We start from the raw sequence: 23,340 nt of genomic DNA, 5'->3' as shown, positions 1-23,340 counted from the left end.
CTTACTTTCGATCCAAGACTTGCAGAATTTTGAGTTCGGTGCCGGGCTTAACCTCATTGCTGGCCAATCCATTGACCTTTTTGACAACCTCGGCAAATGCACCATATTTCTTGGCAATTTTCCAGACGGATTCATTCTGCGCAACCGTATGGGTCACCCATTTGGATTCGAAGTCAGCCAACCGATAAGCAGCCGGATCATCGAGCAAGCCAGCCGAATTGGGAATTACGACATCGACCTTCTTTTCAGGCACAATGACAGGTTTCTCGGTAATTTCCTCCACTTCCAAGGGCGCTTCGATGGAGGGAGCAGCCAACAAGGTCGGCTTGGAACCTTTGGCGACCTTCTTTTTCAGGCTCAGTTTTTGTCCAGCGAAAACATTGTTGCCTGTCATCCGATTCTTGTCACGCAATTTTTCCACGGTAGTTGCGTATTGAACAGCAATTTTTTCGAGCGATTCTCCTGGTTGCACAATGTGGAAGTACCTCGACTTTGCGGCTTTGAGGTAAACCAAATCCCCTTCCTGCGGACGGTAGCTGTTTGAAAACCCATTGAGTTCCTTGAGCTTTTTGGGCTTCAGCTTGTAGCGAACGGCAATTTCGACAAGACTCTCCCCTTTTTTGACGCGGACATATTCTGCGCCCAATTGGGGATCTTGATTGGCCTCAAGGTAGGTGAATCGTCTTGTATCCCTTGCCTCCGTTTCCACAACGGGCTTGGCTTTGGGTTTCACCTCCACCTTGACAGGATTCCCGCCTCCAATTTGTTTGGTGTTGCCGGCGCTGCCACGCACATGACGCAAGGCCGCCAAATCTTGTTTTCCCTGCCTTGGCACGTAGTAGATAAACGACTTTCCTTCAGGCAGCTTTGCGCCCTTGATCCAAAGATTGTATTTGCGGAAATCGTCGATGGACAGTCCGGCAGCATCGGCAAGCTTTTTGACATCCGTTTCCCCATTGGTCGACAGCGGTTGCAACCACATTGGCGGATCAGCTTTGTGGATGGCGTCTTGGTAGGCGATTTTGTGCGCGATGGCCTTGAGCGCATACCAATGTGTGTCTTTGGTGATTTTGACCTTTTTACTGCCGAGTTCATCGTTGACGATAAATGGCAAGGCCCCTACCGGCCCGCGGTTGTAGCCGACGATCGCAAAAAGGTAGTTGTCAAAATAGCGGGCAATGGTATAGAAATACTTTGCGGCGCCGAGACTCGACAAAAAAATGTGCTTGCGTTCGTCCACATATTCATCGATCACCAAGCCGGATTCCCGTCCACTTTGTTCCTTGAACTGCCAAAAACCGACTGCATTGGATGAGGAAACGGCATCACCCACAAAGGCGCTCTCCATGATCACAATGTACTTGAGGTCATCGGGAACGCCCCGCAGGGAAAGCGCTTCCTCCACAAAAGGGAAAAAGATATTTCCGCGATCCACCATGGATTGGAATGAGGTCGGGTAGCGCTTGATTTTCGTTACGGATTCGCTGAGAAGGGCCCGTGCATCTGCGTCGATGACAAGCTCCATTCCGCAGTATTCCATCTTTTCCGGAATTTCATTGAAACCGGAAACCTTGCCAAAAAGCAATACTGCAAAAAGTGCAGTGAGAATTTTTTTCATGCGCTTATTTTTTCATCACAGCCATGATACCGTCTCTTACCGGCAACAGCACAAATTCCAAATCATCACGGGAGGCGACCTTTTGTACGAAGTTTCGTAGTCCTTGGGTTTCCAAATCAGTGATTTTCGGGTCGAGGACTTTACCGCTCCAGAGGACATTGTCGGCTAAAATCACGGCTCCCGCCCTCATTTTGGGCAGTACAAGGTCGAGGTAGTCACAATAACTTTCCTTGTCGGCATCGATAAAAACCAAATCGTAAGGTCCATCCAAATCGGGGATGAGTTTCCGGGCATCGCCGATGTGCATCTTGACCCTTTGGGACAGCCCTGCGGCTTCAAAATACCGAAGGGCCATTTCTTCCAGGTCCGCGTTGATGTCGAGGGTGTCGAGTTTTCCGTCCGAGGACAAGCCTTCGGCAAGGCAGATGGCAGAATAGCCGGTGTATGTGCCGATTTCCAGGATGCGTCGGGGGCGAAGCATTTTTGAAAAGAATGCGAGCATCCGTCCCTGAATGTGGCCTGAGAGCATTCTGGGCATTGGGACTTTGAGCCACGTTTCACGGTTCAAGGCCGCCAACACTTCGGGTTCGGGGCTGGTAAATCGCTCTGAATAAGCCTGAAGATCAGGGGCAATGAAATCCATTTTCTACAAATTGGTTTTGAGACACCTTCCAGTCGAGGCCAAAAACAAAGTTAAGCGTTGCCGGGCGTGGCGATGTGGCCGTTATGAACAGTGGAACGGCTTGCCGTTTGCATTGTTGTACAATTGAGGATTCCCAACAAAAACACCAACTTTTTCATTCAGATTGTTGACTAATCCATGAATTTGGACTATCATTGTATAGCAATCGTGATTCTTGGGTTTCCTGAAGTGATGGTAAATCGGTGCGAAGAGTGGAGGTACGCCTGGGATTGAAATACGGGATCCTCTACAAAAAATTTGGCATCGTGGTAGAGAATGTGCATTTTGGCCATTCTTTACAGTAGATTTTTGCTGCATCTGTACTTGACTGTCAAAAAACGTATTCGACTATGAAATTGAAGTCTTTGTTTTTGTTCATGCTGCTCGCTCCTGCCGTGATCCTGTTCACGCAAGGATGTGACCGTTGCAAGGAATCCGGCACGATCACGATCTCGGAAACCGGTCAGTTTTTTGAGGCCACCTACTTGGTGGACTCCAATGGCGCAAACTATGCGCAAACGGTCTGGCGCCCTAATGCAGTGTCAGTCATGCTGAGCACCAACGGGTTTCAGGGCCCATTTGCTGCCCTCTCCGAAGACCCTTCTGATGGCAAAATTGGTCCGTTTAAATACTCCACAAGCCCAAAAACGATTCAAAAGGGTCTCTTATATCAATACGTTTACATCGTCACCAAAGACACGTTTGGCGTCGACACCTTCGAAGTGGACTTTTACCCTGGCGTCGACGAATGCCACGAATTTTGGGGTAAACTTGAATACTTTAAAAATGGCGAGCTGATCAGCACTTGCACTGGCAAGGAAACTTGCTCGATCGAAATTCGCGAATAATTTTTCTGACAAATGTCCCCTCCTGCGGATATCAACCGTTGGAGGGGATATTTTGCTTCCAAACCATCAGTTCATTGCCACCAAAACGACGCTTGGCCCAAGCCGCTCAGCGTGCTGCAAGAGTGGTTTTTTGAACTTTATCCACACCGTTTGTGGAAAACCTTGGTGGTCTGAAAAGGATGTTGTATCTTGGCGCAAGACGAGTGAGATCAAGTAATTATTGAAGCCGGTTATCAAGGCTGTTTTCAAATATATCTTTGTCTGCCTGCTGATTTCAGCAGCGATGGCAGTTCCAAAGGAACTTACGGCGCAGCGGATTGATCCATCCGCCCGTCAAAAACCCCGTATTTACACCCCCCAAGGAAATCACAGCCGTCAACAACGCGCCGACCGGCTGCGCAACAAGCAGCAAAGCCTCAACAATTACCGTCAGCGCAATCTATCACGCACCCACAAAGACCTCAGTCGCAAAAGGGTGCAAGCCCAGCGCAATCCACGTCACCGCTCGCTCAGTCAACGGTCCTACCGCAGTGCTGCGTCTGGCCCACGTCGCCACCAGAACCTTAGTCAGCGCCGCAGTCCGCATCAAGGAGGTCGCAGCGTTTCACACAACTCGCTGAGCCAAAAGCGTATGCAACAGGGTACGCGCAGCCGTAGCCATGCCTCATTGAGCACCAAGTCGAGACAACAGCAGGCCGCCCAACGCGGTCATCAAAACTTGAGCAGACGCTCGCGGCAACAGCAGGCCTCTGCGCGTAGCCACCAAAATCTCAGCCGCCGCACGCAGCAACAACAAGCGACCGCACGCAACCATCGGAACATCAACCGTTATGCCCAACAAAACCCTGGACGTCGCAGCCATCAAAATCTGAGTAGACGCGCACAGCAACAACAAGCAAGTCCGCGCGCCCACCGCAACTTGAGCAGGTATGCGCAACAGGATCCTCGCCGCAGGCACAAAAATCTGAGCCGGTACAGTCAACGCTCGCAGCGCACCGCCCACCGGAGCCTCAGCCGCTATACCCAAAGGCAACCCAGCAGGAATACACACCAGAATCTGAGTCGATACAGTCAGCGCGCAAGTCAGGCACGCCACCGGAGCTTGAGCAATTACACGATGCGCGGACCGCGTAGGCCTGCGCACCAAAACCTCAACCGCTACACGCAACGCGTGGCGAATCCAAGGCATCCCAACACGAATCGGTACACGCAGCGCACAGCGCGGGCCAACCACCGGAACCTCAATCTCTACCGTCAAAACGTGGCGAGTGCGCGCCACCAAAACCTGAATCGCTACCGCCCGCCAGTGGTGGCCGGCAGGCATCAGTATTTAAACCAGAAGCGTCAGCCCGTCGCCAATGCCAGACATCGCAATCTGAATCGCTTCTACCCGCCATCCGTGGCATCCAGACATCAGTATTTAAACCAGAAGCGACAGCCCGTTGCCAACGCCAGACACCGTAACCTGAACCGCTTCTACCCTCCAAACGTCGCATCGAGACATCAGTACCTGAACCAAAAGCGGCAGCCTGTTGCCAATGCAAGGCACCGTTCGCTCAATCTCATGCGTCCCCCATTGATCGACTCCAGGCACCGGAGCCTCAATCGCTACTATCCTCCGACCATTGGCATTCGCCACAAGAACCTGAATGATGCGCGGAATCCATTTGGAAATCTTGCCCAGAAACAGCTCCGTGAGGACCGGAAAAAATTCAGCACCCATGGCCTGAACCAAGCTTGTTATCCGAGAATTCGGATGCGCCACAAGGACCTCGCGCAGGTTTGTTATCCCCGATTGAATGTCAATCACAAAGACCTGAGCAATAATTGCTACCAACGCACGCGTGTCAAACATATGGATGTCCAGTCCAAATGTTATCCAACACCCAAGGTCAAGCACCAGAACCTGTCCTCTGCTTGTTTGCCGCGCTACAAAGTGAGCCACAAAAGCTTGAGCACAGTTTGTTACAAGCCGGCGGTAAGGATTACACATCAAGATTTGAGCATGAAGTGTTATCCTCAAATTGTCATCAAGCACAAGGATATGTCGGGTTTGTCGTGTACCGAGTTGCGGATGCGGCATGCGGATTTGAACAAAGTCAAGATTCCTTGCGACCCGAACATGCGCGACCATACGACAGCGATGGAAAAAATCGGCAAGGAGATCAAGTTCCAATTCACGCGTCACCGTCTTTACTGCAAACTTGAGAACCGCTACAGCGGTGTCACACAGGGTAATGTCGTGGAAACCACCAAGGGATTGGCCGTGGTAGAGGATTATGTGGTAAAAAAGGGCACATACTATCCTATCCGGATCGTGGTCTCGACCATCCAAGGACTGGGCCGGAATGAAAAAGGTGAAGCGAAGCTCAACTATCACAAGCTTTCCAAAGAAGAAACCAAGGAAATCATGATTCGGGAGCTGATCAAACGGCAGAAGTATATATGGCTTGTGCGCATGTATCCCGAGGAAAGGAAAAACCTTGAAAGCCTGAAGCAGCTTTATGGTCCCGGTGGCGGCCCTGCAAAGGACCCCAATGCTCCCGCTGACGCACCTCCGCCCGTGCCGGATACTGACAGCAATTAACAAAGGATCCTACGGGGCCCTCGGACTTGTTACCTGGTTTTGTTCTCCATTTTACGGCTCAGGGGCCATCCCCTTGGTTGTCTTACACTTCCATTCTACGCCAATTCGCCTTCATCATGCACAAAAAACTTCAATACCCCGATTGGAACATGCTGCGAATGACGTGCTTTCATGCCGTTGCCGTTCTTATCTTGGCAGCCTGTTCGATCACCGCATTCGGCCAAACTTCTCAAAGATTGGGGGATGGCGAAGATGCTGAAATTGGGCAAAAAGCCTCTTTCCAGGCACTTGCTTCCGCGGCCAAATTCGCTCCCGCAACCACTAAAGCGATCATCCCAAACGCAAAGACCGAGTTTGTCAATGGCAAATCAGGAACCGTGGCCATGGTAGATGCTACGGCGTTTGTGCACGAAAACGGGAGTCCAGTCACCGGCCCCATCGAATTTACGATGACAGAAATCAACACCAAGGCTGGTCTGATTTTGGGTAACCTACCGACCGTGTCCGACGGAAAGCCCCTGTACTCCGGCGGTGTTGTCTATTTGGAAGCCACCTCCGAAGGCAAGCCGCTCAAATTGGCCCCTGGCAAGACCATCGAACTGCAATTCGAAGAAAAAGACCCCAATATGATCTTGTTTGGAGGCGTTCAAGACACAAGCGGGGCAATGAACTGGGTCCCGATGGTGGCACCCGGCGCTCCTGCCAACACTAACAACAGTTTTGAATTCCGCACGAATCAAAAATCCGGGGATTTCGGCAAGGGAGCCCCTGCCTATGATGATCGCTTTACCTATGACGATGCTGACTTGCTCGCCAAGATCACGCCCATGACCGAAATGGGAACCATCGACAACCAAAATCAACGCTTTTCCAAGACCCGAACTTTCGCTTCGCAGTACATTCTCAAAATGCTGAAGGAACAATATCCCTGTGTCGGCAGCGAAAGATTGGACGTCCGTATCGAATTCAGTCGTCAAGGCAAACCGACACGGATTCAGGTAACCGGGGCCGACGAACCCTGCTTTCAGAAGGCAGTGGTGGAGATTGTGTCACGAATGCCTTGGACAAGTATCGATGGGCACCGGGCGGTGACCGTGCAGTTGAACATCAAACTACCTTCGAAGGGCGGTCAGAATGAAACTTCTTTTGTGTCGATGGCCGACAATCCTTCCATCCAACTCGACGAAACGACAAGAAATGCGGTTCGGCAATTGAATCAGACACAGGCAAGACGAATCGAGGAAACACGGATTCGCAACTTTGCACGAGATGCGATGCATGCGACCGATCTTGGCTGGATCAACTGTGATGCCTTCGTTCGCAACAGTGACTTTGTAGATATCGAGGCAACCATCGTCGGGGCACCGCCCGGGACATCGGTTTTCTTGCTGTTTGATTCCTTGAGGGCAGTCCTGCCTTGCAAAAGTGGATCCAACGGAAAAGCAGAATTCATCCGTGTTCCCAAAGGTATGTCCGCAAAAATCATTGCGCTTTCCTCCAATCCTGCCACCGGCATTTCATTTGGCCAACTAGGAGTCCAAACCGAACAAGGGAAAGCCGGCAAATTGGAAATGCAGCGCGTCAGCGAACAGGAACTCGTACAAAAACTGGAAGCGCTGTGATGCGTCAGGTGGACAAACCATGTCACAAAGTCCGCATTTTGATCCATGGATTCGCTAGAGACCTTGTAACTTCGAATCGATTGATTTAATTTCAACTACGCACAATTTATCGACGGAGAATGCGTTATGTGTCCATGCTGGTTGCTTCCAGCCGAGCTCACAATGTTTGTAAAATGCCATCGCTCATGAAAAATTTCAACGCTTGGTTACCTCAAGGACTTCGAATGACAGGTTTTTCGTGCCTGTTTATGCTGGTCGCAGTTTCGATTTGGGCACAACCCCCCGGTTCACAAGCCGCAAGTGGTGGTGTGGACGATGGCCAAAAGCAGCAAGACCGTGAAAACGAATGCTTGCGGTTGCTTGAGAAAACCCGTTCGCCAGAGACGCATCACTTTCAGCAACCCCACCGTCCGCTGGTTCTGATCGGAGAGGAAGGCACGGAGTTGCTGATTCCATCGGATGCTTTTGTACATGCAGACGGGACCCCCGTGACAGGCGAAGTGGAAATTTTGCTCACAGAGGTTGCCAACAAGCAAGAGTTGATCTTGAGCAACTTACCTACACAAAGCAACGGCCGCATGCTCGTATCGGGCGGCGTGATCCATATCGAGGCCTTGGCCGAAGGCAAAAAGGTAAAGCTCGCGCCCGGAAAATCGGTGTTGGTAAACTTTCCCGGTGGTTATATCCCCGACATGCAACTCTTCAAGGGGCAATATGACGTCGCTGGCACCATGAACTGGGTTCCAATGGCCGAGGCACCCGGCAGCAAAACCCGCCCGATGTCCAAAATGGACCTTGGGAAGGATCTTGCGATGCCCCTATTCCTTGACTATGGCAAGGTCAACCCCACCACGATGCAGTTTGCGGATGGCAATCATAGTGTTGCCGGCTACATGAGCGCTATGTTGCAAACCGGCTATCGTTGTGTGGGCAACGACGCCATCTATGTCGAAATGAAGACGGATGAATCGGGTCGCGTTACGAGCGCAAAAACGTTGACAGGTAAAAACCCCTGCTATCGCTTGGCACTTGAGGAAATCGCCCAGACGCTGCAATTTGACCTCTCATTGCTCACTGCGCCACGCGATCGGCTATTTGTAAATGTCGACCCCCGCATCATTCCAAACGGTGATCCGGGCGAAAACATGTTTGCCTCTTTGGCAGGAAACGCCGATGCGTTCAACAATCCGCAGGTATTGGCAGCCATCGAGGAGTACATGGAAAAGGAGAAAGCCCAGAATTTTGCCAAGAATGCATTCGCAGTCACTGAATTGGGCTGGATCAACTGCGACAAATTTTACAATGAAAAAAGCGAGCGCGTCAATGTCATGGCAAGCGTGAGCAACAAGAACCTCGAAGGCAAGGCCAAGGCATTCTTGGTTTTTGAGGACATCAACTCCGTCATTGAAGGACAGATGACCGCAAACGGGCAATACACATTTGCCAATATCCCAACAGGAATGAAGGCGAAGGTCGTTGCCATTGGCTACAGCATCGGCGACGGTGCCTACATGAACACCGTCAATGTCACTACCAAAGCTGGCAGCGTAGCCAACATGAATCTCAACAAGATTTCGGAGGAGGAGCTCAAAACCGCAATGGCTTCCCTGTAAGCGTGATTTTACGCCAACAAAAATGCCCGTTCAAAAAGATGAACGGGCATTTTTGTTGATGCGAGACCCTTCGACAATTTACAGGGCCCCTAATTCTGGCAGGTATAAACAAATGCCGGCGGGATATTCAAAGGAACGTAGGCCATGCGTACGTTGCGAAACTTGGTTCTCAAGTACTTGCCGACGATCGTCGAATAAAAATATTGCATATACACCCCCTTTTGACGTAGCACGCGCATTGATTCACTCAGGATTTTTTCCTTCAATTCGGGTGGGAAAATGGTCAAAGGCAGGGAAGAAATGATATAATCAACCTTGTCGATACCCTTCTCAGAAAGGTACTTGCCTAGAAATTCGGCCGAGTCTGCGATGACATGGATGCGGGGATCGTCAAACTTCAAAAATTGCTCTACGAATTCCGTATTCATTTCAAAAACGAACAACTGCGTGTCTGGGCCAAGCTTTTTGACGATTTCCCGCGTAATTACACCTTCCCCGGCGCCCAACTCAACAATGCATTTGGCTTGCGTGAAATCGATGGTGGAGATCATCTTTCTACAAAGGAAAATGGAACTCGGCATTACCGAACCATTTCGATTTCCCTTTTTCAAAAATGCCTTGAAGAATGCGGCCTTTTTCTTGAACATGAGCAAGCTATAAACCAAGTTTAAGATCCAGCGAACCCGATTTTATTCCGGTTGCGCCTCGGCGATGGCACGATTCAAAAATTCGATCAGCGGAAACATCTCTCTGTAAACCCCAAGTGCACGCTTTACAAAGTTAGCCGAAATCAATTCTTGGTCACTGATTTTGTGACTAACCACCAGACTTTTGTGGCGCAGGAGGTCAATTGCGGGATGGTCCTTGTCATAACCCTTTGGCGCTGTGCGCAGTGTTTCTCCCTCCAATTTGCCGAAAGTCTTGACAAATGCGGGTACTGCGAGGATGTCCCGCAGCCCTTCGTGATCGTAGTCGATGGCATCGCGGATGGCTTTCAAGACATTGGCAGGCGGCATATAGCTACCCCCGGCAAGAAATGAATTCCCTCCGGGCTCCACGTGCAGATAAAATCCGGCCTGCATTGAATTTTTTCCGCCTCCGGCCATCCAAGCACCCAAATTGGTCTTGTAAGGGCTTTTGTCCTTGGAGAATCGTACATCTTTGAAAATCCGGAACATGGCCGATTTGGCTTCCAATCCCTGCAGATTTTTATCGATCTCCGCGAGGCCGGAAATCAATTGATTGACGAGCTGCTCGACATCCTTTTTGGTAGACTCATACCATTTCCGGTTGGCGTCAAACCACTCGCGGTCGTTGTGACCGCGTAGTTCTGACAAAAAATCGAGCGATTTCTGTTGCAACATTGTCTTGATTTTCGATTCTAAGGGTGAAAGTACGGATTTTTTCAAGTGCGCTGCGTTACCTTTCTTCTGATTTTTCCATCTCGATTTGATCGGCAATCCCTTATTTGATTGCAATTAGAATTTTGTCAATGCGCTCGGCAGTGTTCTGATCCCGGTAATCCGCTTTTGTGGATGCCAGGCAGAATATTGGCCAAAAAACTCTGGTAAACAATGGTTTTGCCGGCGGCTCACCCAACGCGGCAGCCTCCAAAAAAGCTAAAGTTTCCTGGCAACGGGCGTGCTTGACGGCATGCCCGTTGTATTTTCGGGCCCAGCGGACGGAAAAACATCCTTCTTTGGGAAGGCCATGGCTGCAAACCTGCGTTACCTTTTGCGGATTTTTTCCATTGCCACCTATGCGGCCCCCTTTACCTTTGGCTTGGTTGATTTCTCATACTACCTATACTAAGTGTTTAGTCGTTCTTTGTATTTTGTTTTAGTTAAATCCAAGTTTCAAGAAAACAGACGGTTTGAGCTTTGCAATTAGGATTTCCAATCCATGTGCAGTTGGTTTAGAGGCAGAATCCCGACCCAATAAGATTTACCCTCTCGACGGTTCAAAGATCTAAGTTTGTTGATTGATGGCAGGGCGGTCCTCCTACAGGACCGCCCTGTTTTTTTCTAGGGCATGACAAAAAAATCGGCGCACAAAACCTGAGCCTTGTGCGCCGAAAATTCAAAAACAACGCTTATCTGACGACCAAATTCCGGGTCAAAACTTGACCTTCTGCCGAAATGCGGCAGTGATAAACTCCCACAGAGAAACCGCTGATGTCGATCGCTTGCTCCATGGAGCGGGTGGCGGATGACAGGGATTCTGAAATCAGCCTCCCTTGCAAATCAAACCATTGCACCAAAATTTCACTTTCGGATTGCAATTCGACGGAAAGTTTCACAACATCGGTAGCCGGATTCGGGAAAAGCGAAACCTGAATCCCCGTCGCCGACTGAAGACCGACCAATTCGCTGATCACGACCAAAATACTGTCTGAACAACCATTGGAATCTGTCACAACGACAGCATAGTTCCCAGGGGCCAAGCTCGATGCGCTAGCCGTCGTAAACCCGCCTGGCGTCCACAGGTAAGTGTAGCCGGGTGTGCCGCCAGAGGCGGTTACCGTGCCGGAACCATCATTGTTGCCAAAGCTGGCGTTGGTATGTGTTTCACTCAAAACGATGGCAGTGGGTTCGGTAATCGTTACGGTTGCTGTGTCGGCACATCCATTGGAATCGGCCACGACCACCTCAAAGACACCTGGACAGAGGTTGCCGATGGAACTCGCTGTGTCCCCGTTGCTCCATGCATAGGTATATCCGGGACTTCCGCCAGAGGCGAGCACTTGGGCAGTTGCAACACAATTGCCGTTACAGGGCTGATCCGAATGCGATACTGAAAGCGCCAATGGGCTGGGCTCCGTGATGCAGATGCTGTCAGTATCCGTGCAACCCAGGGAGTCGGTCACATTCAATGCATAACAGCCAGGCGCAAGTCCGGTCGCTGTGGCGGCTGATCCACCTGCAGGACTCCATGCAAATGTTACGGCACCCGTTCCACCAGATACCGTTGCGGCAGCTGAGCCGTCATTTGCTCCGAAACAAGTTGCGTCTGTGGCAATGATGGCTGAAATATCCACTGGCACGCCGAATGCACCCGAAAAACCAACTGCCGGACTGACTACACCAGCCCCTGAAAGTGCAGGAGAATCAATGCGAATGCGGCCAACTGAACCTGCACCTCCAGCACCGAAGTAAGGCGATCCCGAAACTGCGGATGCCCCACCGACGCCACCTGCGGCTGTGAGCGTACCATTGTTGGTTACCTGTGGAGCTGCAAGCCAGATGCTGCCACCCGATCCGCCGCCACCGCCGCCGCAGTTACCCGTTCCATCAGAACCGCCATTGCCGCCATTTGCAGTAATCGTTCCTGACACCGAAATCGAAATGCAGCTCAAGATCGACACAAATCCGCCGCCAGCGCCGCCGCCACCGGCGCCGCAGTTGTAGCCCCCGGAGCCGCCGCCGCCGCCAGAACCGGAAGTCAATCCTGCCAGATTGGGCGCACCGTAAATCGAACCACCAATCCCGCCAACACCGCCGGAACTTCCGCCCAAAAAGGCATATCCTGCGCCGCCGCCGCCAGACCAACCCAATCCGTCGCCACCGGCACCCGTTCCAGTTCCCGCAGTCGCTGCAATTGGTCCGTTATTGACATCAAATGAACCACCTCCACCATTTCCACCGCCGGCAACTCCCAAAGCACCTGCTCCGCCGGCCGTATAGGTGACGCCATCTGCACCAGCCAATCCGCTCACATCAAGCGTTCCTTCGATGACTACAGCCCCCGTGGCCTTAATTTCAAGGGGTTGGCTACCTGTCACGCGCACCACCACACCGGGAGAAATCGAAAATGTTGTGAAATTGTGCTGTCCACCGGCAATCGTGGTATTGCTCGTGGCGGAAAATGCACCGTCTAGACCTGTTCCGCAATCAATACATTGTGCCCTGGATATATTTCCAAGGAAAATGAGTGGAAGCGTGAGCACAAGGAGTTTATGTAGAATTGTTTTTTGCATACTTCTATTGCTTTAGATCGATAACGTTGATCCCTCAAAGATAAGCCTTGAGGTAAATGGAAACCAATCTTCTTTTAGAGGGACTGTTGCTTACCAAACCAATTCGCAACGAGATTGGCGGCAGGCTTGTTTTGGGGGGTAAAATCCGAATTTTTAATCCCCCCGGCTGCCGGATGGTGGATGTACCATTGCCAAAAGAACACTCCTGCAAACCAAGGCTGATGCCAGAAACTTTCAAAAAAAGCTTTGTAGGCATTCTCCTGATTCTGGAGATTCACATAGGCATCGTGCGGCAAGTTTTCGCGGAGCCATTGCTGCCAGCAGCATTGGTCGATGCTGCGGTAGCCAAACTCAGTGAAAAGAATCGGCTTTTTGTAGTATTTATAGACTTGACTGATCTTGCGAATCGGATCGATCCAGGCCAATTTCAATTCTTGCACCGTGGGCGACTCCGTGGGTGAAAGCGGAAAATAGGCGTCAATCCCGATATAATCCAGCTTGTCCCAGAGATTGACGATCAGATAATCGTCCCAATTGGCGGCATAAGTAAGCTTGCCAGTATAAATGCCCCGCAATTCATCGATCAGACTGCGGAAAAACTTTGCACGCTTGCGCACGGCAACTTTGAGTTCGGTTCCAAGGCAAATCATTTCCACCTTTTCCGCAACGGCGATCTTGGCGACGGCCAGCGTATAGGTGCGATAGTTGGCTTCCCACTTTTTCCATTCCACCTCTGACTCGAGGTCAAAGCCGCCTGCCCAACTGCCTTGTACCCAAACCATTGGCTTGAGCATTACCTTGAGACCCTGAGATTTAGCATGTTGCACGATGGTCTGGATGCCTTCAAATTGCTCCCCCCACCATTGGCTTGGGGCATTGTAGCGCAGACTTGACGAATTGGCTTGCCCAAATGCATAAGGCATGACCGCAACCCAGCCGGCGTTCAATTGCTTCACGGGTGTGACCCATTTGCCGTCGACCTTGTTGGGCGGACTCACCAAACACAAGCCGCCAATTTTTTCAGCTTTGACAAACCCGGCTCCTCCTATGAGGAAGATCAACATCCCCCAAACCACCACCCAAACTCGCCGCATTCCATCCGTTTTACGCATTGCAAGCAAATCTAAGGCATTTTGAAAGTTTGACAAATGAAAAAGCTTCGGACCCAGAAAGCCCGAAGCCTTTTCATTCATTCAGTATCAACGTTGGCCGATGTAGGCATCCAATTCTTCGATGGAGCTTTCAAACTCAAATGCATCGTTGACTTGGTAATAGTTGTTCTTTTCCCAGCAAAAGTCGTAGGCATACTTTGCGTAATCGAGTTTGGAGGCTTCAAAGGTAAAAAGCTCCATCATCGACTTGACTTGGGCAGCACTCAAGCAATTTTTGCTCGTGATCTGCTTGGCCAAGGTCATCTTACTGTCTTCGAAGGATTTGGACTTGATGGAGGCCTTGGCCTTTTCAAAGTCGGAACCCATCATTTCGGTGCAAGGCGCAGCATATACTGGCTGTGCAACAACCGGCTGCGTGGTGACTACGCCCGTGCTTGCGCCCGTAGTGGTCGTGGTGGTGGTCGTGGTGGTGGTCGTGCCCACAACGCCGCTACTGCCAGTCGTCGTGGTGCCGGTGCCACCCGCATTCACATTGATGTTGAGGCCGAATCCATCGGTATTGACATTCATGGAAACGTTTTCGCCGCCGGAGCTCACGTTGGTATTCATGCCGGTACCCGTAGTGGTGGTCATGGTAGTCTGCTCGACGACGGTCGTGGTGGTGCCGGTTACCGGAACGGTATTGGTGACAACGGGGGTCGTATTGGTGACCACTGGCGTCGTATTGACGGGAGCACCCCAGTACACGATTTGCTGCTGCGGCGCGACGGGTGCGGCTTGGGCGATCGGCACTTGGCTGCGCAAGCCAAGCTTGTACTTGCCCTTGTTGTCGAGCTTGATGGCATATACCACCTCGGTTCCTGTCTCGACGTACAGGGTTTTGTTCATCTCGCCAAGGGTTTTGTTTTCAAAAATCACCTTGAGCGTGTAATTGGGTTGGTTGAGATCTTGAACCTTGAGGTTGGTGACGGGCTCTTCGTTCATGCGAATGCCGTTGAGGATGGCATAAAAACGTTCGCCATTTTCTGTAAAGAGGATGGCGTTTGCCGTTTGACCAAAAACCTTCACACACAAAAGCAGGGCAAAGGTTGCGAGGAGAATCTTTTTCATAACTGTGCTATTTTTCAAACTGAGGGATTAAAGTGTTTGGGTTCCTTTTCCAAACCCCGTGCCAGTCATTTTCAAATTTGGGGCTTTTTCGGGATAAATCGGGCAATGTAAAGGCCATGTATAGGTGGCCGCAAATCAAAAACCGCTTCTATCGCTCAAATTCGAAGAAAAAAAATCACCCTTCAAAAGGATGTTCAGGTCTTGGCGAGGCGCAACCGTTGTCTTTCCAGCGCAGCATCCCAGTCATTTTCGTCGTCAATGTCGCTCAACTGCGCGACCAATTGCACCGATTTGCCTTGTTTTTGGATGTCGGCCAGCGTATTTGTCAAAACTTTGGCATGGCTCCAGGATTTGTCGAAAAACAGCGATGGGTCCGGCGCCTTCATGCCAATGAGATAATACCCACCATCGTCGGCCGGACCGATCACGATATCATGGAATTCCAAACTGCGGAAAGCCTGCTTCAGGTGTTGTACTTGCAGGTCCAGCAAATCGCATCCAACCAGGACGACTTTTGAAAAACCCTTTGCCAGTGTGGAGGCGAGGGCGTTGTGCATCTTTTCGCCAATGTCTGCGCCTGTTTGGACGTCCTTTGAAAATACAGGGCGGCTCCAAGCATCGCCCTCGTCTACAAAATCGGAATAGAAAACGATTCGGTGACAATCCACCTGCATCGCCACATTCCGCACATGGGCCAACATTTCCTGATAGGCATCAAAGGCGGCCGCATCTCCAATGGTCTTGGCAAGGCGGGTCTTGACCTTCCCCAAAACAGGATTTTTGGCAAATATGATCAATGCATTGTCCAAAACATGCGTTTCCTCGTCTTGAGAGGCAGCATTTTCAGCTGCAGCCTTGATCCAATCTGTTCCGAATCCGCACATTTTAATGGAGAATGGATAATTAAAAATGGAAAATTGTGGATCAATCGTGAACGCAATTGAAAAGGGCAAAAATGAGGGTCATTCGTAGATTTTGACGCCTTTTTTGAGCCATTTTCCCCAGTCTTCCGAATAGGCGTGCACCATAAAGGTTTGGTTTCCTTTGGCATCGACCACTTTGTGACCTTGATTCACCCATTCGAAGATGCCGCCGTAAAGGTTAAACACGGTTTTGAAGCCCATTTCCTTGAGCTGTTCCCCGATGCGCTCGCTGCGGTAACCCACTGTGCAATAGACCACCACAGGTTTGTTGCGGTCCAAACTCGCGACATCCGATTCGGAGAAATTTTTGTAGTCCACAAAACGTGCATTGGCGATGTGGCTCACTTCATATTCGCGGGGCGAACGGGTATCGAGCAGGATCGGGGCTTGGTTGCCGTCGATGTATTTTGCGAGCTGCGACGGTTCGACCGTAGTGATCGTGCCATTGTACAGCGACTTCAACTTGGCCTGAAAAGCCTTGTCGGTGCCTTGGGCATCTGCCATGAAGGCCATGCCGAGCAAAACGAAGCAGAAGAGAAACATTGATTTCATATTTCGCCGAATGAAGGCAGCTTGCCCAAAGATACGTTGAATTGCGCTTTTGGTCTGTAACCCCGGTGGCAATTCAATCCAAGCCCCGTTCGATCCTGACCTTGGCAATGTTCTCGCGCAGCATCGTCAACGCCAATTCGATGGTGTGCAGGTGGCTGCGAAATGACAGGCAGGCCAAACGCAGGTAGAACTTTCCTTCGATTTTGGTGGATGACAAAAAGACACGGCCATCTTCATGAAGCCGTTTTACAAGCAATTCGTTGAAGGCATTGGCATCGCCATCTTCCGGCACATAGCGGTACAGCACCACCGAAAGGTCCGGATAAGGGCCGCGTTCCATGTTGGGAATGGTCGGAAGTTGATCCCAAAAATACCTGGCCAACCAGATTTTTTCGGCGATGCAAGCCCGAAACGGTGCCAACCCATGCACTTTGATTGGCAACCACATCCGCAAGCCGCGGAAATGGCGGGTCAATTCGGGGCTGAGATCCGCCGGACTGCTTTCGTCCGTGGAGGTCAGCGAGTCTTGGAGGTAATTGGCAGTATAATAATGCGATGCCGCCAATCGCGCACCGTCCTTGACCAAGGCCGCGCCCGTGCCGTAGGGCAAAAACAAGCCTTTATGCGGGTCCATGACGATGCTGTCGCTGCGTTCGAGGCCTTTGATCACATGCTTGCCTTCGTCGGTCAGGATGAAGAAGCCACCGTAGGCAGCATCGATGTGCAGCCACATTTTGTATTGCTCGGTGACGTCGGCGATCAAGTCTGCCGGATCGACCGCGCCCGTGTCGGTCGTGCCCGTACTTGCCACGACCATAAATGGCCGCAGACCAATACCTTGGTCGGCTTGCACGAGCGCGCGCAAGGCGCCTACATCCATGCGGTACTGCGCGTCCATGGGCACGTAGCGAATCTGCGCCTCCGCGAGACCCGCAATCCGGATGGCCTTGGTGACACAATGGTGAACTTGCTCGGTGAGGTAGATCACGCTGCGCTCGACTTCTGAGCTGCGGATGCCCATCGCGTCGCGCGCTGTCACGATGCAGGCGAGGTTGGCGAGCGAACCGCCACTGAGCAGCGTCCCCGATGCCGTCGTCGGATAGCCAATGGCCTCGGCCATCCAGCGCACGAGCATGTTTTCCATGCGCACCGCACCCGGATTCGCAAAAAACACGCCCGAATATCGGTTGGTGATGTCGGCCAGCATGTCGCCGAGCGCACTCAAATACAGGCCTCCGCCCGGAATATAGCCCAAATGGCCCCCGCTTGCGGGGTTCAGTCCTGGGCGATCGACATTGTAGGCCAGCAAGTCCAAGGCCTCTTCCATCGAAATGCCAGCTTCGCCAATCGGGGAATCGAGCAGGGCCGCGCCCTTGTCAGCGGTCAAAAGATAGGCCGGCAGGCCGTCCATCTTTTCGAGGAATTGTTCGCCGTGTGCGACAGCCGCATCACGAAACGTTTCCCGGGCGCCTGCGTCGGGATCGAGGACACGCGCTTGGGCTTCGAGGGATTTGAGTTTTTCCAGCATGGGGCAAAGGTAGTGCCTTCGGTTTAGCCACGAAGGAGACGAAGAGATTTTTGTTGTTTCAGGATCTCCACAGAGTTCCGGATTCGGTGTAATTTTCTGCTCAATGCACCCCGTCCTTCGCAAAGTCCTCCAAATCACTGGCATTGTCCTCTGGACGGCTGCACTGACGGTATTCACCCAAGTGGGTGGCCTGCCTTACCTGATTGCCCGATTTTCCAGCGGATGGATCCGGCGTCGGATCGTCCATCCTTGGAAACGGCGATTGGCGCGGATGGCCTACGGAATTGCGATTTACCTTGTCTTTTGCCTGCTGATTGTCCCTGTGCTTGCAAGGCCTTTGGGACGGGTTCCTTTGCCGATTTGGGGCGATGGCGCTTTGCATCCGCTGCGTTGGTATACTGTCTTGCTCAATCGCCATTACGTGCGGCCCGCTTTGTGGGATGCAGCATTCGAAGTTGCCCAAGCCCTCGAAACCCGGCATCCCGGTACGCATTTGTATTACCTCGATGCCAATTTTCCCTTCTTTGATGGATTCCCGCTGCTGCCACACTTGAGCCACAACGACGGCAAAAAGCTGGACCTCGCATTCCTTTACACGGACCTAGAAGGCAAGCCCAGGTCGGGCAGTCCGTCATGGTTGGGATACGGGGTGTACGACTCGCCAAAACAAAATGAACGCAACCAACCCGAAATCTGCGCCGCCCAAGGTCAATGGCAATACAGCATCATGGGGAACTTCGTTCCACAAGGACGCAAGGATGCCTACCCGCTTGATGAGAAACGCACGCAAACCATGGTCGAATTGTTCGCTGCCCAGCCTGCCATCAGCAAAGTTTTTATCGAACCGCATTTGAAGACGAGGTTGAATTTGAATTCGCCGAAGATCCGATTTCATGGTTGCAAGGCTGCGCGGCACGACGACCATGTGCATGTGCAGATCGATTGACCCAGAATAACCCCGAAACGTCTCGCATCAGCCCATTGGTTTTGCGGGGTGGCAGCATTGGCCTTAACTTTCGTGCTTATTCGATCGAAGGTATGAAATCACTGTTGCGCCGGATTTTTCTGACTTTGTTGGTTGGGATTCCCTTGTTGGCCCTTTCGCAGCCATTCAAACAAAAATACTACGACCCCAATGTCAATGTCAACGACTTGATCCAAGAGGCGGATGCGTGGTTTGCGGCGAATGGAACCGGACCTGGTACGGGATGGAAAGGTTACCAACGCTGGCGCTACGAATTTGAACGGCGATTTTACCCGTCGGGTGAACGGTCCTCATTTGATGCACGCATTGCAGTGCAGGAATATGGCAATTTCAAGGCGACGCAACCCACCGTCAAAGCGGCTGGAATCGTCGGAAGCTGGACTTTCCGCGGGCCGTTTGATGCCACCAACATCTTGCCACCGAGCTGGGCAGCCGGTCTTGGCCGCATCGAAGCAGTCTGGGGTGGCGCCGTGACGGCCGACACTGTTTACCTCGGCTCAAGAAGCGGCGGATTTTGGAAAACAGTGGATGGCGGTGCCAACTGGCATTCGACGACGCAAGAATTGCCCGCCATGGGCGTTGTAGACATTGAAGTGCATCCTGACCGCCGCAACGAAGTCTGGATTTTGACCCGCCACGCCGCAGGTTACAGCTACGGCCTGCTCAAAAGCACGGACTTCGGCGAAACCTGGAATTCGACCGGGTTGAGCTATACGCAGCAACAAGCCTACGCAGGTCAATTTATCATGGCCACGGCGGATACCTTTTTTGTGACGACCAACGGCGGCATCCAACGCAGCACCGATGGTGGCAACACTTGGGCTTCGTGCTACAATGGCAACATGATCACGATGGTGGAGCATCCTACCAATTCGCAGATCCTCTACGCTTTTGATTGGGGAAGCTACAATCAACTCCGCCGCACGACCAATGGCGGTCAAACATGGACCAACCAATCCGTTCCTGGAAACAGTGGTTACCCGTTTCTTGCGACGACTCCGGCACAGCCCAATACGGTCTACGTGGGATCGAGTGCGGGGATTTTTCGCAGCACGGACGCGGGCCTCAGCTTCACATTCGTTGCCGCAGATCCCACGAACTCTGGAATCATGACTTTGGGGGTGTCAGGAATGAATGCCGACGAAATTTATGCCGGAAGCCTCTCCCACTACAAAAGCACGAATGGCGGCGCGAATTGGTCCATGTATTCCGATTGGATCAACTTCTTTGGCACCAACTATATCCATGCCGATATGCGCGTATTCCGGACTTGGGGAAATCGCATTTTTGCAGGAACCGACGGCTTTTTGAGCTACAGCAGCGACAATGGGCAGACTTGGTCCATCATCAACCAAGGTGTCGGTGTCAAGGAATTTTACCGGATCGGATGCAGCGCCATGGATGCCGAGGATGTTGTGGGCGGATCGCAAGACAACGGCACGAGTGTGATGCAAGACGGCGTTTGGCACGAATGGATCGGCGCCGATGGCATGCAGGCCCATTTTGACTACAACAATCCTGAGACTTGGTTTGGGACGATTCAATTTGGAAATCTGCAACGCACCATGGATGCCGGACAAAACGCGAATGATGTCTCAGCAGGCACCGATGGCAGTTGGGTCACACCTTCGGTGATTGATCCGAGCAACGAAAACACCATTTTCATTGCCTACGATACGATCTACAAAAGCAACGACAACGGCGACCATTGGCAAATGATGGCTGGTTTTCTGAGCGGCAACTTCGACGAAATCGCGATCGCCCCGAGCGATTCCAATGTGCTGTACATCAGCAAGGGAAGCGTGATTAGACGCAGCACGGACAACGGCCATACTTGGACCTATATCAATGCTGGGCTAGCCAATTATTTCATCAACCGGATTGCCGTTCATCCCGATGATCCCATGAAGGTTCTGGTCTGCGAAAGCGGATTTAGCAACGGAAACAAGGTGTTTTACAGCACCAACGGTGGCACCAATTGGACCAATATCAGCGGCAATTTGCCCAACCTTCCTGCCAATGCAGTTGCATGGGCCGAAGGCCCACCCGTGCGCATGTTTGTGGGTATGGACGTAGGCGTTTACTATGCGGATGCAGGCACGAATGCATGGACTTTGTATGCCGACAGCCTTCCTGCCGTTGTCATCAATGATATCGAGGTTTTGAATGGCGCGGGTTTGTTGCGTGTCGGCACATGGGGACGCGGTGTGTGGGAAGCTCCGATTCCGGGCCGCGAGGGCATGCCTCAAATTGTAAAGGTCATTGCCGATCCTGCCTCGTATGGCCTGCGACCCAAGCCGGGAGATACCGTTCAGATCACCGCCGTGATCCGCAATCAGGGTGGCATCCAAGGTGCAACGCTACGCTGGGGAACGAGTATCGGACTGATTAACAACACAGTGGCGATGGCACATGTACAAGGCGACACCTTTCGGGGCGACATTCCACCCCATCCGCAGGGTACCCATATTTATTACCGCATCACCGGAACGGCGCCCAACGGTGACAGCGCCCGCACCGAGCGCCTGATGTACCTGGTCAAAGAAGCCATCCCCTGTGCGGCGACCGGGACACAAGGCACGACCTACGATTTTATTGATACCGTCAGGGTTGCCGGACTCAACAATGTGAGCGGTCAGGAATACTATGGCGATTTCCGGAATATCTACACCGATCTCTACCGCGACAGCAGTTATACCTTGACGTCCTGGCTGAACTACTCCTTTGCGCTGGACTCCATGTTTATGTGGGTCGACTGGAACCACGACGGCGATTTCCTCAGCAATGAACAGGTAATCATGAGCGACTTGGACGCCTCCCACAAAAGCTCGGGGACGTTTACAGTGCCTCATGTGCCAATGATTCCGGATACAGTGCTCATGCGCATTCGCAGTGTTTATGGCACCAACCTTGTGGCGGATCCTTGCAATGGGTATTTTGGGGAGGTGGAGGATTATAGCATGGTCTTGCGCGATGTGACGATGGTCGGTTTGGAGAATGGTCCAGAAACCGGCCTGTCCATCTACCCAAATCCTGCTGCCGATGCGGTGAAGGTGATCTGGGGCAAGGAGTTGGGCATGGCGACGGTTTGTTTGCGGGATTTGCAGGGTCGTCAGGTCTTGAACTCGCTCCAAACGGAAACATCGGCCTGCCAACTCGACCTGAAGCCCATTTCCGAAGGCATGTATTTGATAGAAGTGGTCACCGCCACGAGCGTGCTCCGGGGCAGGATATTGGTGGCGCGCTAGATCAGATCGGTTGCCGATTTGGGCTTCCACGCATTGGCGCGTTGCCCGAGGGCTGCCTTTTCTACGGTTTCCGAAATGCGTTTGGCCCTTGTCTCAACCCCTTTGGCGCTGATAATCCATTGAAAAATTCCCTTTTTTGCCGAAGGAGGAAAAGCTTCAAATTTGCTTCTTGCTGCTGGATCGGATGAAAAAGCTGCCACCAAGTCATCCGGCATGATTCCCTCTTCTATTTGGTCAAGGTGCGTCCACATTCCGTTTTCCTTGGCGATGTCGATCATCCGCTGCCCGGCAGGCATCATTTTGCCTTGTACGGTGAGCTGCTCCACTTTGGCTTTGTTGACTTTGCTCCAGACACTTTTGGGTTTGCGACGACTGTAAAACTGGTAACGGCTTTGGGCGTCCCGTTTGTTGGCGACACTGTCAATCCACCCGAAGCAGAGCGCCTCGTCTACCGATTCAGGATAGGTCACGCTGGGCACGCCGCTGCCCTTGTTGTAGATGATGAGCCATACTTTTTCGAGGCGGTCGTGGTTGGTGGCAAGCCAATCCCGCCACGCGGCTTGATCGGGCGCATAGAAGGTCGGTATTCCGTTTTTGAGTTCCGTTGACATCAAATGAGTCCTTGGTTTTCCGTCTTCAATACTCGGAAATAGAATCGAAACCCAAAACTCCTGCCAATTTGGTAGAATTAATTTAATCCGAAGCATCTGGATAGGTCATGTGTGAGACCACCGAACTTTGTAGGTGGAGGATAAGGCGAACCTACTCTTGGGTCGAAGCATGAGCTTTACACCTTTGACACCATGCATTTTTGGTTGCTGCTTAGAAAGTCGGAACGCCCCTCCTAACTTTGTCATTGGCATCAGAAACTTGCGATTCTTCTAAATAGGAGAAATCTTGATCCTACCCTTCTTTTTGATACAGTTCAGCATCTCA

17 protein-coding genes are annotated in these 23,340 nt (G+C 51.8%); 6 read left to right on the top strand and 11 right to left on the bottom strand.

Going from position 1 to position 23,340, the window contains the following annotated elements; all coding sequences use genetic code 11:
- Window position 1: 1 nt before the first annotated feature.
- Window positions 2-1,618, bottom strand: a complete 1,617-nt coding sequence (locus tag IPN95_30690; protein ID MBK9453682.1) for a LysM peptidoglycan-binding domain-containing protein — start codon at window positions 1,616-1,618, stop codon at window positions 2-4.
- A 4-nt stretch (window positions 1,619-1,622) separates the two neighbouring features.
- On the bottom strand, window positions 1,623-2,261 hold the full coding sequence (locus IPN95_30685) for an O-methyltransferase (protein ID MBK9453681.1): 639 nt from the start codon (window positions 2,259-2,261) through the stop codon (window positions 1,623-1,625).
- Window positions 2,262-2,650: 389 nt separating this feature from the next.
- On the opposite strand from IPN95_30685, the gene IPN95_30680 reads away from it, so the two are divergent.
- From IPN95_30680 to IPN95_30665, 4 genes are all read left to right on the top strand, one after another.
- Complete coding sequence (locus tag IPN95_30680) at window positions 2,651-3,148, top strand: hypothetical protein (GenBank protein ID MBK9453680.1); 498 nt, start codon at window positions 2,651-2,653, stop codon at window positions 3,146-3,148.
- A gap of 283 nt (window positions 3,149-3,431) precedes the next feature.
- Complete coding sequence (locus IPN95_30675; GenBank protein ID MBK9453679.1) at window positions 3,432-5,735, top strand: hypothetical protein; 2,304 nt, start codon at window positions 3,432-3,434, stop codon at window positions 5,733-5,735.
- Between the two features lie 116 nt (window positions 5,736-5,851).
- Window positions 5,852-7,357 carry a hypothetical protein gene (locus IPN95_30670; protein ID MBK9453678.1) on the top strand — a complete coding sequence of 502 codons (1,506 nt, stop codon included), beginning with the start codon at window positions 5,852-5,854 and terminating at the stop codon, window positions 7,355-7,357.
- A 185-nt stretch (window positions 7,358-7,542) separates the two neighbouring features.
- Window positions 7,543-8,970 carry a hypothetical protein gene (locus IPN95_30665; GenBank protein MBK9453677.1) on the top strand — a complete coding sequence of 476 codons (1,428 nt, stop codon included), beginning with the start codon at window positions 7,543-7,545 and terminating at the stop codon, window positions 8,968-8,970.
- An 89-nt stretch (window positions 8,971-9,059) separates the two neighbouring features.
- Here the strand turns inward: IPN95_30665 and IPN95_30660 are convergent, their stop codons facing one another.
- The 8 genes from IPN95_30660 to IPN95_30625 form a co-directional block, all read right to left on the bottom strand.
- The gene (locus tag IPN95_30660; protein MBK9453676.1) at window positions 9,060-9,617 is read right to left on the bottom strand and encodes a methyltransferase domain-containing protein; all 558 of its coding nucleotides are present in this window, start codon (window positions 9,615-9,617) and stop codon (window positions 9,060-9,062) included.
- Window positions 9,618-9,659: 42 nt separating this feature from the next.
- Entirely contained in the window at window positions 9,660-10,334 is a 675-nt protein-coding gene (locus tag IPN95_30655) for a DUF2461 domain-containing protein (GenBank protein MBK9453675.1), read from the bottom strand.
- A 728-nt stretch (window positions 10,335-11,062) separates the two neighbouring features.
- The gene (locus IPN95_30650) at window positions 11,063-12,946 is read right to left on the bottom strand and encodes a T9SS type A sorting domain-containing protein (protein ID MBK9453674.1); all 1,884 of its coding nucleotides are present in this window, start codon (window positions 12,944-12,946) and stop codon (window positions 11,063-11,065) included.
- A 74-nt stretch (window positions 12,947-13,020) separates the two neighbouring features.
- Window positions 13,021-14,058, bottom strand: coding sequence for a hypothetical protein (locus tag IPN95_30645; protein ID MBK9453673.1), 1,038 nt, complete (start codon window positions 14,056-14,058; stop codon window positions 13,021-13,023).
- 87 nt (window positions 14,059-14,145) lie between these two features.
- Window positions 14,146-15,168 (bottom strand): DUF4476 domain-containing protein, encoded by a 1,023-nt coding sequence (locus tag IPN95_30640; protein MBK9453672.1) that lies wholly within the window; start codon window positions 15,166-15,168, stop codon window positions 14,146-14,148.
- 194 nt (window positions 15,169-15,362) lie between these two features.
- Window positions 15,363-16,052 (bottom strand): TIGR04282 family arsenosugar biosynthesis glycosyltransferase, encoded by a 690-nt coding sequence (locus IPN95_30635; protein ID MBK9453671.1) that lies wholly within the window; start codon window positions 16,050-16,052, stop codon window positions 15,363-15,365.
- 78 nt (window positions 16,053-16,130) lie between these two features.
- On the bottom strand, window positions 16,131-16,643 hold the full coding sequence (locus IPN95_30630; protein MBK9453670.1) for a rhodanese-like domain-containing protein: 513 nt from the start codon (window positions 16,641-16,643) through the stop codon (window positions 16,131-16,133).
- A gap of 73 nt (window positions 16,644-16,716) precedes the next feature.
- Window positions 16,717-18,171: an aminotransferase class I/II-fold pyridoxal phosphate-dependent enzyme gene (locus IPN95_30625; protein MBK9453669.1), complete on the bottom strand. Its 1,455-nt coding sequence runs from the start codon at window positions 18,169-18,171 to the stop codon at window positions 16,717-16,719.
- A gap of 103 nt (window positions 18,172-18,274) precedes the next feature.
- Between IPN95_30625 and IPN95_30620 the strand changes: the two genes are divergently transcribed.
- Together IPN95_30620 and IPN95_30615 are read left to right on the top strand one after the other, a co-directional pair.
- Window positions 18,275-19,117 (top strand): hypothetical protein, encoded by an 843-nt coding sequence (locus IPN95_30620; protein MBK9453668.1) that lies wholly within the window; start codon window positions 18,275-18,277, stop codon window positions 19,115-19,117.
- A 92-nt stretch (window positions 19,118-19,209) separates the two neighbouring features.
- Window positions 19,210-22,404 (top strand): T9SS type A sorting domain-containing protein, encoded by a 3,195-nt coding sequence (locus tag IPN95_30615; protein ID MBK9453667.1) that lies wholly within the window; start codon window positions 19,210-19,212, stop codon window positions 22,402-22,404.
- Here the strand turns inward: IPN95_30615 and IPN95_30610 are convergent.
- The gene (locus IPN95_30610; GenBank protein ID MBK9453666.1) at window positions 22,401-23,015 is read right to left on the bottom strand and encodes a YdeI/OmpD-associated family protein; all 615 of its coding nucleotides are present in this window, start codon (window positions 23,013-23,015) and stop codon (window positions 22,401-22,403) included. The two genes, IPN95_30615 and IPN95_30610, sit on opposite strands and share 4 nt — an antisense overlap.
- Window positions 23,016-23,340 lie beyond the last annotated feature (325 nt).

The organism is Bacteroidota bacterium (genome assembly GCA_016718825.1).
In the GTDB taxonomy this organism is placed as follows: domain Bacteria; phylum Bacteroidota; class Bacteroidia; order J057; family JADKCL01; genus JADKCL01.
This window is presented reverse-complemented; position numbering and strand designations above follow the sequence as displayed.